The 15,640-nt window shown below is 64.2% G+C and carries 16 protein-coding genes and 1 tRNA gene; 7 read left to right on the top strand and 10 right to left on the bottom strand.

Annotated elements, in window-relative coordinates; genetic code table 11:
• The first annotated feature begins 25 nt into the window (after positions 1–25).
• A complete protein-coding gene (locus tag ACQY80_RS17075) occupies positions 26–1,399 on the top strand; it encodes an alkaline phosphatase PhoX (protein ID WP_428681986.1) in 1,374 nt (457 codons plus the stop codon).
• 10 nt (positions 1,400–1,409) lie between these two features.
• Here the strand turns inward: ACQY80_RS17075 and ACQY80_RS17070 are convergent, their stop codons facing one another.
• The 6 genes from ACQY80_RS17070 to ACQY80_RS17045 all read right to left on the bottom strand — a co-directional run bounded on the left by ACQY80_RS17070 (position 1,410) and on the right by ACQY80_RS17045 (position 7,109).
• On the bottom strand, positions 1,410–2,660 hold the full coding sequence (locus ACQY80_RS17070) for an acetyl-CoA C-acetyltransferase (protein ID WP_428681984.1): 1,251 nt from the start codon (positions 2,658–2,660) through the stop codon (positions 1,410–1,412).
• A 66-nt stretch (positions 2,661–2,726) separates the two neighbouring features.
• The gene (locus ACQY80_RS17065) at positions 2,727–3,509 is read right to left on the bottom strand and encodes an SDR family NAD(P)-dependent oxidoreductase (protein ID WP_428681982.1); all 783 of its coding nucleotides are present in this window, start codon (positions 3,507–3,509) and stop codon (positions 2,727–2,729) included.
• Positions 3,510–3,520: 11 nt separating this feature from the next.
• Entirely contained in the window at positions 3,521–4,276 is a 756-nt protein-coding gene (locus ACQY80_RS17060) for an acyl-CoA dehydrogenase family protein (protein WP_428685917.1), read from the bottom strand.
• Positions 4,222–4,725 (bottom strand): acyl-CoA dehydrogenase family protein, encoded by a 504-nt coding sequence (locus tag ACQY80_RS17055; protein WP_428681980.1) that lies wholly within the window; start codon positions 4,723–4,725, stop codon positions 4,222–4,224. Before ACQY80_RS17055 ends, ACQY80_RS17060 begins: the two co-directional genes overlap by 55 nt.
• A complete protein-coding gene (locus ACQY80_RS17050; RefSeq protein ID WP_428681978.1) occupies positions 4,722–5,816 on the bottom strand; it encodes an acyl-CoA dehydrogenase family protein in 1,095 nt (364 codons plus the stop codon). Before ACQY80_RS17050 ends, ACQY80_RS17055 begins: the two co-directional genes overlap by 4 nt.
• 105 nt (positions 5,817–5,921) lie before the next feature.
• Complete coding sequence (locus ACQY80_RS17045; protein ID WP_428681976.1) at positions 5,922–7,109, bottom strand: acyl-CoA dehydrogenase family protein; 1,188 nt, start codon at positions 7,107–7,109, stop codon at positions 5,922–5,924.
• A gap of 119 nt (positions 7,110–7,228) precedes the next feature.
• Between ACQY80_RS17045 and ACQY80_RS17040 the strand changes: the two genes are divergently transcribed.
• The 3 genes from ACQY80_RS17040 to ACQY80_RS17030 all read left to right on the top strand — a co-directional run bounded on the left by ACQY80_RS17040 (position 7,229) and on the right by ACQY80_RS17030 (position 9,785).
• On the top strand, positions 7,229–8,209 hold the full coding sequence (locus tag ACQY80_RS17040) for an NAD(P)H-dependent flavin oxidoreductase (protein ID WP_428681974.1): 981 nt from the start codon (positions 7,229–7,231) through the stop codon (positions 8,207–8,209).
• Between the two features lie 106 nt (positions 8,210–8,315).
• Positions 8,316–9,413: a flavin reductase gene (locus tag ACQY80_RS17035; protein ID WP_428681972.1), complete on the top strand. Its 1,098-nt coding sequence runs from the start codon at positions 8,316–8,318 to the stop codon at positions 9,411–9,413.
• 135 nt (positions 9,414–9,548) lie between these two features.
• On the top strand, positions 9,549–9,785 hold the full coding sequence (locus ACQY80_RS17030; protein WP_428681970.1) for a hypothetical protein: 237 nt from the start codon (positions 9,549–9,551) through the stop codon (positions 9,783–9,785).
• Between the two features lie 15 nt (positions 9,786–9,800).
• Here the strand turns inward: ACQY80_RS17030 and ACQY80_RS17025 are convergent.
• Positions 9,801–9,876 (bottom strand) — tRNA-Lys (locus ACQY80_RS17025).
• Between the two features lie 43 nt (positions 9,877–9,919).
• Entirely contained in the window at positions 9,920–10,456 is a 537-nt protein-coding gene (folK, locus tag ACQY80_RS17020; protein ID WP_428681968.1) for a 2-amino-4-hydroxy-6-hydroxymethyldihydropteridine diphosphokinase, read from the bottom strand.
• 23 nt (positions 10,457–10,479) lie between these two features.
• On the opposite strand from folK, the gene ACQY80_RS17015 reads away from it, so the two are divergent.
• Positions 10,480–11,169: a uracil-DNA glycosylase gene (locus ACQY80_RS17015; protein WP_428685915.1), complete on the top strand. Its 690-nt coding sequence runs from the start codon at positions 10,480–10,482 to the stop codon at positions 11,167–11,169.
• Here ACQY80_RS17015 and ACQY80_RS17010 read toward each other — a convergent pair.
• Together ACQY80_RS17010 and ACQY80_RS17005 are read right to left on the bottom strand one after the other, a co-directional pair.
• Positions 11,130–11,603, bottom strand: coding sequence for an RNA pyrophosphohydrolase (locus ACQY80_RS17010; RefSeq protein WP_428681966.1), 474 nt, complete (start codon positions 11,601–11,603; stop codon positions 11,130–11,132). The two genes, ACQY80_RS17015 and ACQY80_RS17010, sit on opposite strands and share 40 nt — an antisense overlap.
• Positions 11,600–12,541: an alpha/beta hydrolase gene (locus ACQY80_RS17005; protein ID WP_428681964.1), complete on the bottom strand. Its 942-nt coding sequence runs from the start codon at positions 12,539–12,541 to the stop codon at positions 11,600–11,602. Before ACQY80_RS17005 ends, ACQY80_RS17010 begins: the two co-directional genes overlap by 4 nt.
• Before the next feature lie 185 nt (positions 12,542–12,726).
• On the opposite strand from ACQY80_RS17005, the gene ACQY80_RS17000 reads away from it, so the two are divergent.
• The gene (locus tag ACQY80_RS17000) at positions 12,727–14,586 is read left to right on the top strand and encodes a 2-oxoacid:acceptor oxidoreductase subunit alpha (RefSeq protein ID WP_428681962.1); all 1,860 of its coding nucleotides are present in this window, start codon (positions 12,727–12,729) and stop codon (positions 14,584–14,586) included.
• On the top strand, positions 14,586–15,623 hold the full coding sequence (locus tag ACQY80_RS16995) for a 2-oxoacid:ferredoxin oxidoreductase subunit beta (RefSeq protein ID WP_428681960.1): 1,038 nt from the start codon (positions 14,586–14,588) through the stop codon (positions 15,621–15,623). Before ACQY80_RS17000 ends, ACQY80_RS16995 begins: the two co-directional genes overlap by 1 nt.
• Positions 15,624–15,640 lie beyond the last annotated feature (17 nt).

The raw sequence follows: 15,640 nt of genomic DNA, 5'->3' as shown, positions 1-15,640 counted from the left end.
CACCGCACGCCCGTATCGGGCCACCATGGAACCGCAATCCATCGCGCTCGATCGCCGCAGCTTTGCCCGCGGCTTGATGGCGACCGCATTCGCCGGCCTCGCGCTCCACAGTCGCCACGTCTCCGCCGCGATGCTTGCCGAAGGGCGCGGTTATGGCGCGCCGGTGCCCGATCCTGCCGGAATCCTCGACCTGCCGCCGGGCTTTTCGTACAAGATTGTTTCGCAATTCGGTCAGACGATGAGCGATGGCCGCAAGGTTCCGAACAGCGCCGACGGCATGGACTGCACGACGCTCGCCGACGGCCGCCTGTGCCTGATGCGCAACCATGAACTTGGGCCAGACGAACTCGATTACGGCGCCTGCCCGGTCGGCACCAGCGGTGATGCCGCGGCGTTCGACTGTTACCGCAGCGGTGGCGGCGAAGCGCTTCCCGGCGGTGTTTCGACCATCATCCTCGATCCCGAAACGCTGGCGGTCGACGAACAATATCTCTCGCTCGTCGGGACGATCCGCAACTGTTCGGGCGGCCTGACGCCATGGGGCAGCTGGCTGAGCTGCGAAGAAGATGTCTCGCGCCGCAGCGGCAAGATCGGGCAGGACCATGGCTGGGTCTTCGAAATGCCCGTCGCCCCCGGCAAGCTGGTCTCGGCGGAACCGATCCGCGCGATGGGGCGCTTCAATCACGAGGCCGCAGTCTGCGACCCGAAAAGCGGCGCGATCTACATGACCGAAGACCGACACGAGAGCCTCTTCTACCGCTTTCTCCCGGCCCAGGCGGGTGCGCTGCACAAGGGCGGGCGGCTGCAGTCGCTGGCGTTCGTCGACCCCGCGCAGTCGGCCGATACGCGCAACTGGGCGGGCAGCCGTTTTGCCGCGCGTGGCTGGGCGGCCGTGCGGTGGATCGACCTTGACGATGTCGAAAGCCCCGCCGACGACCTCCGCAAGCGTGGTGCCAGGGCCGGTGCTGCGATCTTTGCCCGCGGCGAGGGGATCCACGGGGGCGACGGTGAAATCTATTTCACCTGCACCTCGGGCGGCCCCGCGCGGCGCGGGCAGATCATGCGCTATCGCCCGTCGCCCGCCGAAGGAACGGCGGCCGAAGCGGGCGTCCCCGGCCAGCTGCAGCTGTTCCTTGAATCGACAGATCCGGACCACTTCAGCTTCGGCGATAATCTGACCATTGCGCCGGGCGGCGATCTCATCGTTTGCGAGGATCGCCGCGGCGCGAAGCCCGATAACTGGCTGCGCGGCGTTACGCCGGAGGGCGAGGTCTACCCCTTTGCCCGGGTAACCGCGCAGACTAAATGCGCGGGCGTGTGCTTCGCGCCCGACGGAAAGACGATGTTCCTCAATCTCTACAGCCCGGCACGGACGATAGCCGTGCGCGGGCCGTTCTGAGGCTGACTGGTCAGACACGCTCGATGATGATCGCCGGCGCCATGCCGCCGGCGGCGCACATGGTGACCAGACCATAGCGGCCGCCCGAGCGTTCAAGTTCGTCGAGCGCGGTGCCGATCAGGATCGAACCCGTCGCGCCGATCGGGTGACCGAGCGCCATCGAGCCGCCGTTGATGTTGACCTTTTCACGGTCCAGATCGAGGTCGCGGATGAACTTCTCTGCAACGACCGAGAAGGCCTCGTTGATTTCCCAGACGTCGATGTCTTCCTTGGTGAGGCCCGCCTTTTCGAGCACCTTCTTCGCCGCCGGAACCGGGGCGTTGAGCATCAGCGTCGGATCGTCGCCGATATTGGCATAGGCAACGATGCGCGCGCGCGGCTTCAGGCCGTTCTTTTCGGCATATTCCTTTGACGTCAGCAGGACGGCGGCCGCGCCGTCGACGACGCCCGACGAGTTGCCGGCATGGTGGAAATGCTGGATTTCGAGATCGGGGTAGCGGCGGTTGATCTGCTTGCGGAAGGTCACGCCTTCGCCAAGGTCGAAATCGGCAAGCGCCGCGAAGCTCGGCTTGAGTGCGGCAAGGCCTTCGGCCGTGGTTTCGGGGCGCGGGAATTCCTCGCGGTCGAGCGCGACGCTTCCATCGGTGTTGAGAACCGGCACGACCGACTTGTCGAAGCGGCCTTCCTTGATCGCCCGATCGGCACGCTGCTGGCTGACGAGGGCGAGCGCGTCGAGCGCTTCGCGGCTGATGCCTTCGATGGTCGCAATGGCGTCGCCGCAAACGCCCTGGTTCGACTGCGGGTGCAGTTCGTCGAGCGCGTCATGGCCAGAACCCATAAGGCGCGGGGGCAGACCGGCATTGGCCTGCTCCGCGGCGTAGGCCGAGGTGTAGCTCATCATTTCGGTGCCACCGGCAATGACGCAATCTTCCATGCCCGACATGACGGTCGCAGCAGCGAAGTTCACGACGCTGATGCCGCCGCCGCAGAAGCGATCGAGCGTCGTGCCGCTGGCCTTGATGTCATAGCCCGCCGAAAGCGCCGCCATGCGGCCAAGGTCGCCGCCCTGCTTGCCGTTCTGCGACGAGGTCGACCAGACGATGTCGTCGACGGTCGCGGTATCGAGGTTGTTGCGGTCGCGGATCGCGCCGAGGACGGTCGCGGCGAGATGTTGCGGGTGCAGGTGCGACAGCGCGCCCTTGCCGGGCTTGCCGATTCCGCGCGGGGTGCGGACGGCGTCGATGATATAGGCTTCGGCCATGGAGAGTTCCTTTCGTGGGATTCTAGGAAAATCGCTTAGGGAATGAAAAGGGAGGCGTCGGGTGGTTCAGCGGGGAGCCATTCGAATTGCGCCGTCGAGGCGGACCGCTTGGCCGTTGAAATAGGTATTGCGGATCATTTCCATTGCTAGGCTGGCATATTCCTCTGCCTTGCCGAGGCGCTTGGGGAAGGGGACCGAAGCTTCGAGGCTTTCCTTCACCTTGGGATTCATATTGTTGAGCAGCGGCGTGCCGAACACACCGGGCATGATCGAATTGACGCGGATGCCCAGATCCATGAGGTCGCGCGCCATCGGCAGGACGAGGCCGTTCACCCCGGCTTTCGCCGAACCATAGATGACCTGACCGATCTGCCCGTCCTGCGCCGCGACCGAGGCGGTCAGCACAATCGCGCCGCGTTCGCCGTCCTCCATCTCCGGAAGCGTCGCCATGCCTTCGGCCGAAATCGACGCGACACGGTAGCTGGCGGTCAGGATGCCCTCGACGCCAAAGGCATAGTCGGCCGTGGGCGTGCGGCGATAGCCGCCGGTTTCCTTGTCGAACGCGAGCGTCTTGCCGCGACGCGAGGTCATCGCGCAGTGGACGCAGATGCGCTCCTGACCATGTGCGGCGCGTGCCTTAGCATAGCCGTCGAGAACCGACTGCTCGTCGGTGATGTCGACATGGACGAACAGCCCGCCGATCGATTGTGCGACCTCCTCACCAAGCGCGTCGTTGATGTCGAAGATCGTCACCTTCACGCCCGCAGCGGCAAGCGCTTCGGCGGTTGCACGGCCGAGACCCGAAGCGCCACCGGTAATCACGGCTGCTGTACTGGAATCGAATTTCATGGGGAGGCTCCTCAGGCGGGAATCTGGTTGAAGGGGACGCCCTTGTCGGGGCGATGATCCTGCGGCAGGCCGAGGATGCGTTCGGCAATGGTGTTGAGCAGCGTCTCGTCCGATCCGCCGGCGATGCGGCCCGTCGGCGCGTTGATCCAGCTCGATGCCCAGTCATCCTTCGGTGAGAGATGCTCGTCGAAGAGGAAGGCGTCGGTGCCCTGCAGGTCGAGCGCGAGCTCGGACAACTTCTGCCGCGACCGGACGGCGACGAGCTTGTTCAGCGAGCCCTCAGGGCCGGGGGTCATGCCGGCCTGCATCATCAGTCGCGCCCGGCGGTTGATCGAGTCGAGACCGGCGCGCATCGCATAGTTCCGCGCGATCTGCTGCCGAATGCGCCCGTCCTCGATCGCCGGCTTGCCGTTCAGTTTCAGATCTTTCGCAAGATCGACGAACAGGTCGAGATGCGGGCCGAAGCCGGCGCTGTCGGTCGCGACATAGCGTTCGATCATCAGAGTCGTCAAAGCGACCCCGAAGCCGCCGCCGACCGGCGACATGCGGTGATCGTCACTGATCTTTACGTCGTCGAAGAACACCTCGTTGACGTGGCTGTCACCGCCGGCAAGCTTGATCGGGCGAACGGTGACGCCCGGTGCCCTCATATCGACCCAGAAATAGGTGAGGCCCTTGTGCTTCACCACTGCCGGGTCGGTGCGGACGACAATCACGCCATAGTCGCTATATTGTGCCCAGCTGGTCCAGACCTTCTGTCCGTTGATCTCCAGCCGTTGCCGTCGGTCTCTGCGCGGGTGCGCAGGCCGGCAAGATCGGTGCCGCCCGAGGGCTCGGAGAAGAGCTGGCACCAGATTTCCTCACCTTTCAGGGCCTTGATCACGCGTTCCTTCACGAACTCGCGGTCGCTGCCGAACTGCATCAGCACCGGCACCGGCATGCCGAGTGAGATCCCGAAATAGACGTTGGGGAAGCCGTGCTTCATTTCCTCGGCTTCAAAGGTGATTTTCTCGATATGGCCGAGGCCTTGGCCACCTAGCTCAGTAGGCCAGTTGATCCCCGCAAAGCCGGCGTCGAACTTCGCGCTCTGGTAGCGGCGGCCGAGTGCGAGATCCTGCTCGACGGTGAGGCCCTTGCGCGCCGCCTTGCCGAATTGCGGCACCGCGGATTCGCACCAGGTTGCGGCTTTGCTGCGATAGGCTTCGAGATCGCTCATGCGACTTCTCCTGCAAGACGGTCGACGAGTATATCTTCCCAGAAGAAACTGCTGCCCTGTTCGAGCGCGAGGGTACGGGCGCGGCGCATGTGGAGATGCAGCCCGATCTCCCAGGTCACGCCGATGCCGCCGTGGATCTGAACGCAGTCGCGCGCCGCGGTGTCATAGGCTTCGATCCCGGACAGCCGCGCGGCTGCGGCCGCGGTGATGAAATCGGCGGCGCCCTCGCGCGATGCGGCATGGATGCAATTGGCGCGCGCGAGTTCGACGAGACCATAGAGCTCGGCAATCCGGTGCTTGATCGACTGGAAGGCGCCGATCGGCTGACCGAAGGCCTTGCGCGTGATGGCATAGTCGCGCGCGATCTCCATCAGGGCTTCCGCGCCGCCGGTTTGTTCGTGCGCGGTGACGACTGCCTGTAGAGCGAGGATATGAAGCGCAGCCGCGCGCGCCGCTTCGCCGACGGCAAGTGTCTCGGCCTGCGCGCCGGCGAAGGCGATATCGGCGATGCATCGGCTGTTATCGAAACTGGCGACCGCCTTGCGTTCGATTCCCGTGAGGTCGACGAGCGCGAGGACGGGCATGCCGGGTCCGTTGGCGAACACCACGGCGACATGGGCATAGAGACCGCCGGAAACGCCCTGCGCGGTGCCGTCGATACGATCTTCGGTGAGCGTGAGAGCAGGGCGATCCGGAAGCGGATCGGCCCCCGCCGCAAAGGCCACCGCGCCGATCGTCTCACCGCTGGCCAGTCCGGGCAGCCAGCGCTGCTTCTGCGTGTCGTTGCCATAGAGTTCGATGGCCTTTGCCGCGCCGAAGCTCGAGGTCAGGAAGGGCGCGCCACTCAAGGAGCGCCCGGCCTGATGTGCAATCAGGCCGAGTTCGACCAGGCCCAGCTCCAGTCCGCCATAGGCCCCGGGCAGGGCGAGGGCGGTCCAGCCCTGTTCTTTCGCGGTGGTCCAGAAGCCCTCGTGATATTTCCCGCTCTGTTCGAGCAACGGTAGCAGTTCGTCCTTGCTGACCCGCGCCTCGAGCGCGCGGCGCGACTCGATTGCGATCGCTTCCTGCCCCTCGTCGTACAAAATCGACATCGGCCTGTTCCTCTACCCTTATCGTTGTCTGCCATCATCCGGACGTTAACGTAAACGTCAAGTGTTTTGACGCTACGGTTCGATGACAGTCAACTGATGCTCCTGTCAGGCGAGGCCCGCGCGCCAGTCGCGCTTGATCTTTTTGGCGAGGCTCCATTTGTGAACCTCGGTCGGGCCGTCATAGATGCGGAAGGCGCGGACCTCGCGGAACACCTGCTCGACGATCGTCTTGTCGGTGACGCCGGTGCCGCCCATCACCTGAACGCAGCGGTCGGCGATCCGCATCAGCGCTTCCGACACCGCCACCTTGGCCATCGAGCTTTCGGCCGTTCCGAGCGATCCGGTGTCGAGCACCCCGGCGCACCAGTCGATCATCAATTCGGACTGTTTGATATCGATCAGATTTTCGGCGAGCATGAAGCCGACGCCTTCGTGATCGATCAACGGCTTGCCGAACGCCATGCGGCGGTTCGCATAGTCGGTCGCGATCTCGTTGGCGCGGATGCAGGCGCCGAGCCAGCGCATGCAGTGCGACAGGCGCGCGGGCGAGAGGCGGACCTGGGCATAGCGAAATCCTTCGCCAGCCTCGCCCAGCATCTGATCCGCCGGCACGCGCAGATTTTCGATGGTCAGTGTGGCATGGCCGCCGGGCATCGAACTGTCGATGGTGTTCGGCACATGGTCGACGCGGATTGCGGGGTCGGGCAGGTCGACCAGGAACATACAGGCGCCTTCCTGCGCCTTGGCCATCACGATACCGACGCGCGCGCCATCGGCGCCGGTAATGAACGTCTTGCGGCCGTTGATCACCCAGTGATTGCCGTCGAGGTGGCAGGTGGTCTGCATCATCGACGGGTCCGAACCCGCGCCGCCTTCGTCGGCGGGTTCGGTCATGAAGAAGGCCGAACGGACCTCTCCCGCGACCATCGGTTTCAGGAAGCGCTCCTTGAGTTCGGGGCTGCCTTCTTTCCCGAGCAGATACATATTGCCCTCGTCGGGAGCCATCGTGTTGCACGCGAGCGGACCGAGCGGGGACAGGCCGCTCTTGATGAGCACTACCGCGGTCTCACGCTGATTGAGATGGCTGCCGTCGGACAGGATGTGCGGGGTCAGGACGCCAGCGGCGCGGGCGTGCGCGCGCATCTCCATGACGAGTTCGTCGGTCGGGGCACCATGATGGTCGCGGCGCGGATCCTGTTCATAAGGGGCGACGATCTCGCGAACAAAGGCTTCCACCTTTGCGGCAATCGCCAGCGCCCGATCCGAAATTCCGCTGTGCGTCGTCGCCGTCATCCCGATTCCCTTCATGCTCTAATCGAATTCTCTCAACCGGACGTTGACGTAAGCGTCAAGTTAATTCATGCCCGCGCGCAGCAATGCCGTAAGGTAAGGTTCGATCAGGGAGGAATGTCATGGCTTTCAAGACGCGCATCACGGAAATGCTGGGGATCGTGCATCCGATCGTTCAGGGCGGGATGCAGAGCGTCGGTTATGCCGAACTGGCGAGCGCGGTTTCGAACGCCGGTGGTCTTGGAATCCTCACCGCGCTGACCCAGCCGAGCCCCGAAGCGCTGCGCGACGAGATCGAGCGCTGCCGGTCGATGACCGGCAAGCCGTTCGGCGTGAACATGACTGTCTTTCCGACGATCAATGCCCCCGATTACAAAGCCTATGCACAGGCGATCATCGACGGCGGCGTCAAGATCGTCGAAACCGCAGGGACGCAGGCGGTTCGTGAAATCTGGGAAATGCTGAAGCCGCACGGTGTGACGATCCTGCACAAATGTACCGCGGTGCGCCATGCGTTGTCGGCCGAAAAAGCCGGCTGCGATATCATCTCGATCGACGGCTTCGAGTGCGCGGGCCATCCAGGCGAAGACGATATTCCGGGACTGATCCTGATTCCCGCGGCCGCCGACAAGGTAAAGATCCCGATGCTCGCATCGGGTGGCTTCGGCGACGGGCGCGGCCTCGTCGCGGCGCTCAGCCTCGGCGCCGAGGGCGTGAACATGGGAACGCGCTTCTGCGCCACCAGGGAAGCGCCTATCCACGACAATGTGAAGCAGGCCTATGTCGACAATGACGAGCGCGGCAGCTTCCTCATCTTCCGTAGCCTCAAGAACACTGCGCGCGTCGGCAAGAGCGCGGTATCGGAAGAAGTGGTGCGCCGTCTGGCTCAGCCCGACGCGACCTTCGCCGATGTCGCCGAACTGGTGAATGGCAAGGCCGGGCGCGAACTGCTCGAAACGGGCGACCTTAGCAAGGGTGTCTTCTGGGCCGGCATGGTTCAGGGTCTCATTCACGATATCCCGAGCTGTCAGGAACTGATCGATCGCATCATCAGCGAGGCCGATGCGATCGTCGACCAGCGGCTCGCGGGCTTCCGCCGCTGACAAGGTGAAGCTGCCGCCTTGCGGCACGGTGACGGGTGCCGCTATGCTGGTGCCCTCACCGTAACCATGCCCGCACCAGCGACCGCGGGCCCGCCAAGGGATTCGCTTGTCTATCGTCGAATATAAGGGATTTGGCGGTATCCGCCTGTCGGCCGATCTGATCGGCGACGACAACGACCCCGCGATCCTGCTTTTGCCCGATGCAGGGCAGGGGCGCGAAGCGTGGCGCAGCGTTGCCGATGCGCTGGTCCTGTCCGGGCGGCGGGTTGTCAATCTCGAGCCGCGCCCGGCTGTCGGGTCTGACTGGAATTCTGACGATCAGGTCGCGCAGGTCGAGGATCTGCGCGCGGTGCTTGCGCAGATGGGATCGCGCCCGGTCGTTGTCGCGGCGCGGCGCGGCGGATGGGTCGCCGCGCAGGCGCTGGCGCCTGATGGCGCGCATCTTGCCGCCGGACTCGTGCTCGTCGACATGCCCGTGACCGACGATGCGGTCGCTGCCGCGCCTCGGCTCGCGCTGCCCACGCTCGTGGTTCGCGGCGGCTTTTCTCCGGCCGAATGCACCCCGGCGAGCGATGCGTTCCGCGCCGGACTGCCGATCGGCGAGAGCGTCGATATCGAGGAGACCGACATCGCCCTTGCCGTCGATCGCGATGAAGCGCTGCTCGGCCAGCTCCTCGATTTCCTCGAGAGGCGACAGCCGCGCGAGGCGATGGAGTTCAAGGCCGGGTCGGACCCGCGCACCCTGCGCGATGCGATGGGCTGTTTCGCCACGGGTGTCACCATCGTGACCGCGCTCGATGCCAGCGGAAACCCGGCGGGACTTACCGCGAACAGCTTTACCTCGGTCTCGCTTGATCCGCCTCTGCTGCTCGTTTGCGTCGCGAACACTGCGGGAACGGCACCGATTCTTCGAGACGCGGCGCACTTCGGGGTCAATGTGCTTCAGATTGGACAGCAGCCGGCGTCGAACCGTTTCGCGTCGAAAGGCGAGGACCGTTTTGCAAACCTTCCCTGGGCGCCGGGGCAAACGGGCGTACCACTTCTCGGCAGCTCGCTCGTCTCGTTCGAATGCCAGCGCGAGTCGCTGCACGAAGCGGGTGATCATTTCATTCTTGTCGGCCGCGTGGTGCGCGCGCAATTCGAACCGCATCGCGATCCGCTGCTCTATTTCCGCGGGAAATACAGGCGCCTCCATTTCGCCTGAGCGGACTACAACGTTCCTCCATCCTCCGTCCGTGCCGAATAGGCGCCGAGCAGAGCAACCGGCATCAAACTGCCGGGAGCGATCCCTGCCGAAGCTCGTTGGTCGGGTTCAATTGCCCAGTGTGGAGGATTTCCAATGCATATCATCCGTAAAGCCGCGATCGGTCTTGCCGCCGCATCGATTGCGATCGTCCCGGTCGCCGCCTCTGCCGCTCCAGTGATGGATAGCGCCCGCGTGACGTCGACCGCAGGTGACGCCAACGAACTCGGCGGCAGTTCGGGCTGGATCATCGGCCTGATCGGCCTTCTCGCCGGTGTCGCGGCGATCATCATCATCGACAAGAACGACGACGACGCGCCGACCAGTCCGTGATGCAATGATAAAAGGTGGTGAGCCCTGCTGGGTTCGAACCAGCGACCTACTGATTAAAAGTCAGTTGCTCTACCGACTGAGCTAAGGGCCCGACGGGACGCCAAAAGTGTCGGCGCCCGAAGTGAGCCGTCGCCCTAGTGCGCCCCGGCGCTCTGGTCAACCGGCTTGGGGCGGATCAGCCGCGCGGCGAGTTGGCGTACCGTCCGCGCCGTCAACGGGTGGCGCCAGCCCGGTGCTACCGTCCGCAGCGGGCCGAGCACGAACGCGCGTTCGGCGATCGCCGGATGCGGGATCGTAAGGTCGGCGCGGCTCCATGCGCCGCCGGACCAGAGCAATATGTCGAGATCCAGCGTGCGTGCGCTCCAGCGCTGACCAGTCCTGCGGCCGAATTCGACTTCGATGCCCTGAAGCCGATCCAGCATCTCCGGGGGACTCAGCGGCGAAGCAACCAGCGCCACCGCATTGGCATAGCGTCGTCGCGACGGGCCGATCGGGTCGCTTGCGATGATCGGGCTGACATCGACGGGTTCGATGTCGTCGCTCTCGAGTGCATCGAGTGCCGCAAGCAAAATATGTCGCGGATTTCCATGCCGGACGTGGCGGCGGTTCGAGCCGAGGCCGATCGCATAGAGGGCCAAGGGAGCCTTGGAAGCTGGCGTTGCGCTGGTCATGCTGCAGCGCCTATCGCAGCTATATGGAGATTGGTAGCCCCTTGCCCGGCACCGAGCCGCCGGGCGATTGCCCGCGCTGCCCACGGCTGGTGGCGCTCCGGCGCGAATGCCGGACCGAATATCCCGACTGGTGGAACGCGCCGGTCCATGCCTTCGGCGATCCGGAGGCTTGGCTTGCCTTTGCAGGGCTGGCGCCGGGGAAGCATGGCGCGAACCGCACGGGACGCCCGTTTACCGGTGACTATGCGGGCGACCTGCTGTTCGCGACGCTCGCGAAATTCGGCCTCAGCCGGGGCGTCTACGACGCGCGGATCGACGACGGCCTGACGCTCGATGGCGCCATCATCGTCAACAGCGTTAAATGCCTGCCGCCGCGGAACAAGCCGACGCCAGCCGAGATCGCAAACTGCCGTCCTTTCTTCGAGGCACAGCTTGCGGCGCTGCCGACGGTGCGGGTGATCATCGCGCTCGGTCGCATCGCGCATAATGCGACGCTCCGCTCCGCAGGCCTCCGGCTCGCCGGATATCCTTTCGCGCATGGCGCCTTGCATGCGCTGCCCGATGGACGCCATCTGGTCGATAGCTATCATTGCTCGCGTTACAACACGAACACCGGGCGGCTTACCCCCGAAATGTTCGGCGATGTCTTTCGAAGCGCGCTAGCGCTGCGGGATCAGACGAGCGGGCGGAATTCCTCGACGACGGCGCGGTAAAGCTGGCGCTTGAACGGAACGATGAGCTTTTCGAGCTCGTCGAGTTCCGCCCAGCGCCATGACCGGAACTCCTGATGCTTCGTGGCGATGTCGATGTCGCCATCCTCGCCCATGAAGCGCATCAGAAACCAGAACTGGCGCTGGCCGCGATACTTGCCGCCCCACATCTTGCCCATCAGATGATCGGGCAGGTCGTAGAAATGCTCGGTCTTGCTGCGTGCGATGATCTCGACGAGTCCGCCATGGACGCCGGTCTCCTCGCCAAGTTCACGGATCGCGGCTTCCTCGGCCTCTTCGCCGGGATCGATCCCGCCTTGCGGCATCTGCCAGGCCTCGCTCGACGAATCGAGTCGTTGCCCGACGAAGATTTTGCCGTCGCGGTTTGCCAGCATCACGCCGGCGCAGGGGCGGTAGGGAAGGTTGTCGTCACTCATGCGGTGGCTTCGGTGACGAGCGCCTTCAATGCTGTCAAGGCACTGCGGATATCTTCCTTGGCGCTCGGGATGGCTTGCGACAGGTTGATATAGCCGTGGATCGTCCCGGCACCCTCGCGATAGACGGTGGTCACGCCTGCCTCGACCAGCTTCGCGGCATAGGCACGGCCCTGATCGCGGAGCGGATCGAGCCCTGCCGTCGTCAGCACCGTTGGCGGCATTCCTTCCGCCGGGAAATCGAGCGGCGATGCTCGATAATCGGCGGGGTCGGCGGCATAGTTGTTGCCGAACCAGATCATGCTGCCTTCGGTGAGCAGATGGCCTTCGCCGAAATCGCGATAGCTCTGCCAGTCATTGTGCGTCGTCACCGCAGGATAGATCGGATGGATCGCGAGAACGGGTTTCGACGCCGGCTTGTCGCGCAGGGTCAGCGCCGTCGCGATGGTCAGGTTGCCGCCTGCGCTTTCACCGGCCAGCACCAGCCCGGTGCAGGGAATATTGTCCGCAACCCAGCGTGTCGCCGCCTCGCAGTCGATCGGCGCGGCGGGGAAGGGGTGTTCGGGGGCCAGGCGATAATCAACCGCGATCACGGGCATATCGAGCTGGCGTGCGGCCTCCGCGCACCAGCCGTCGTGCGTATCGAGATCACCGATCACCCAGCCGCCGCCGTGATAGAAGACCAGCACCGGGCCGGTCTCGCGGCCGGGATGACTATCATAAATGCGGATCGGAATGTCACCCGCGGGACCGGGGATAATGCGGTCCTCGACCTTGGCGATCTCTCCGCGAGGGCTGTCGGCCATCTGCGCCATCGCCCGGAAGGTTTCGCGCGCACCCTCGGGCGGCAGCTCCTCCATCTTCGGGCCTTCCTGCGCGTTCAGGAAAGCGAGAAAGGCGGCCACATCGGGCCGCGTGTAGTGGCTGGTGCCGTCGGTCATCCTGTCATCCCTTCGCTATGTTCTGGTGCCAGCTATTCGGCATCGGCCGTTCAAATTCAATCGCGAAATGAAACCCACCCCGCGCTGATCCTTTGCGGCGCACAATTTTTTCTGAATTGCGGCGGGCGTCGCAGAGGCCTAGGCCAATGTCACAGGTTCGCAAGATTCAGAGGCAGACAAATAAAATGGCGACAGCGGTAGAGGACAAGCCCGGCGAGCGGCAGTCCCCCCTTTCCGATGCAGTAGTGGTTCGTTTTGCAGGTGATAGCGGTGACGGGATGCAGCTGACCGGCGGTCAGTTTACGCTCTCGTCGGCACTCGCGGGTAACGACTTTGCAACCTTTCCCGATTTTCCCGCCGAGATCCGCGCGCCGCAGGGCACCCTGTTCGGTGTCTCCGCCTTCCAGATCAATTTCGGTTCTTCGGCGATCGAGACGGCGGGCGATGCGCCCGATGTTCTCGTTGCGATGAACCCGGCGGCGCTCAAGACCAACGTGCCGCAGCTCAAGCAGGGCGGCCTGATCATCGCCGACGAGGGGGAGTTCAACGAGCGCAACCTCGCCAAGGCGAAATATGACGCCAACCCGCTCGACGACGGCAGCCTCGCCAAATGGCAGCTTCTGAAGCTCAACATCAGCCAGTTGACGATGGATGCTGTGAAGCCCTTCGGCCTTGGCAACAAGGAAGCGCTGCGCTGCAAGAATATGTGGACGCTGGGGCTCGCGCTCTGGATGTTCGACCGTGATCGCCAGCCGCTGATCGAATGGCTCAACGGCAAGTTCGCGAAGGATCCGAACCTCGCCGCCGCCAACGTCGCGGCGCTCAATGCGGGCCATGCTTATGGCGAGACCGCGGAGCTGGCGGGGCCGCTCAAGCAGCATCATGTCGACCCCGCACCCGTTGCGCCGGGCCTGTACCGCACGCTGACCGGCGCCGAAGGGATCGCGCTCGGCCTTGTCGCGGGCGCGCAACTTGCGAAGCTGCCGATGTTCTTCGGCGGCTATCCGATCACCCCGGCGTCGGCGATCCTGCACCATCTGTCTCGGCTCAAGGAATATGACGTCACGACCTTCCAGGCCGAGGACGAAATCGCTGCGATCTGTTCGGCGATCGGCGCCAGCTACGGCGGCTCGCTGGGCGTGACCAGCTCGTCGGGTCCGGGCATCGCGCTGAAGGGCGAGGCGATGGGCCTTGCCATCATGACCGAGCTGCCGCTCGTCATCGTCAATTCGCAGCGCGGTGGCCCCTCGACCGGCCTGCCGACGAAGACCGAGCAGTCGGATCTCTATCAGGCCGTCTATGGCCGCAACGGTGATGCGCCCATGCCCGTGATCGCTGCGCGCTCGCCCGGCGACGCGTTCGAATGCGCAATCGAGGCGGTGCGCGTCGCGGTGCAATATATGACCCCGGTCATTCTGCTCACCGACGGCTACATCGCCAACGCTGCGGAGCCTTGGGCCGTGCCCGATCTCGAAAGCTATGAGGCCTTCCCGGTCGAATTCCTGACCGAAGCGCCGGAGGGCGGGTTCAAGCCCTATGGCCGCGACGAGAATCTCAAGCGTCCGTGGGTCAAGCCGGGCACGCCGGGCCTGCTCCACCGCATCGGCGGGATCGAGAAGGAAATCGATACCGGTCACATCAATTATGAATCGTCGAACCACCAGGCGATGACCGATATCCGCAAGGCTAAGGTCGATGGCGTCAAGGTGCCCGACCAGATCGTCGAGCTGGGCGCCGAGGGTGGCAAGCTCGCGGTCGTCGGCTGGGGCTCGACCTTCGGCCCGATCCATCAGGCGGTGCGCCGCAAACGCGCCGAGGGTGCGGACGTCAGCCACATCCACATCCGCCACATCTGGCCGCTGCCTGCCAATCTGGGCGAGCTGCTCAAAAGCTATGACAAGGTGATCGTGCCCGAAATGAATACGGGTCAATTAAAGACCGTGCTGCGCGACCAGTATCTGGTCGATGCGAAGCCCGTGAACAAGGTGTCGGGCCAGCCCTTCACCATCGCTGAAATCGAAGCCGCGATTGAGGGAGCCCTCTGATGAACGAGATGACCACTATCGCGCGCACGACGACGCTCAAGGATTGGGAAACCGATCAGGAAGTCCGCTGGTGCCCCGGCTGCGGCGACTATGCGATCCTGAAGGCGGTGCAGCGCACGATGCCCGAAATCGGCACCGCGCCCGAGAACACCGTCTTCATCAGCGGCATCGGCTGCTCGTCGCGTTTCCCTTATTATATGGAAACCTATGGCTTCCACACGATCCACGGCCGCGCGCCAGCGTTCGCGACGGGGCTGAAGCTTGCCAATCCGAACCTCGACATCTGGATCGTTACCGGTGACGGCGACGGGCTGTCGATCGGCGGCAACCACACGATGCATCTGATCCGCCGCAATCTCGATTGCCAGATCATGCTGTTCAACAACGAGATCTACGGCCTGACCAAGGGGCAATATTCACCGACGAGCCGCGTCGGCACCACCAGCCCCTCGACGCCCTATGGATCGGTGGACCGTCCGGCACAGCCGGCAGCCTTCGCTCTCGGTGCTGGCGCACGTTTTGTTGCGCGCGGGTTCGACGTCTCGAAGGAATTGCCAAACGTCCTGAAGGCCGCCCACGCCCACAAAGGCGCGGCCTTTATCGAAATCTTCCAGAACTGCATCGTTTACAACAAGGATGTGTTCGAGGATTTCGCCGCGCCGAAGGGTGCCGAAGACCGCCAACTCTGGCTCAAGCACGGCGAACCGATGCTCTATGCCAAGGGCACCAAGGGGATCGCGCTCGACGCAGACGAACTGCACCTCAAGACCGTCGATGTCGTCGATGGCGATTGGGAGGCCGCAGGCGTGATCGTCCATGACGTCACCAATCGCAGCGTCGCGCACATGCTCGTCGAGATGCGCTTCGGCGAGTTCCCGATGGCGCTCGGCGTCCTCTATGACGACCCGCGCCCGACCTTCGAAGCCGACGTCGTCCGCCAGAACAAGGTGGCCGCAGAGGGCAAGACGGCGGACCTCCAGACCCTGCTCAAGAAGGGGCAGACCTGGACGGTGACCGAGGGCGGCCCCGAACTCTGATCTTGCGGCTCTGGCCC

Origin of the sequence: Sphingopyxis sp., assembly GCF_965279755.1 — a bacterium.
Classification (GTDB): Bacteria; Pseudomonadota; Alphaproteobacteria; order Sphingomonadales; family Sphingomonadaceae; genus Sphingopyxis.
Note: the sequence above shows the minus strand (reverse complement) of the source record. Positions and strands in the feature narration are given on the sequence as shown.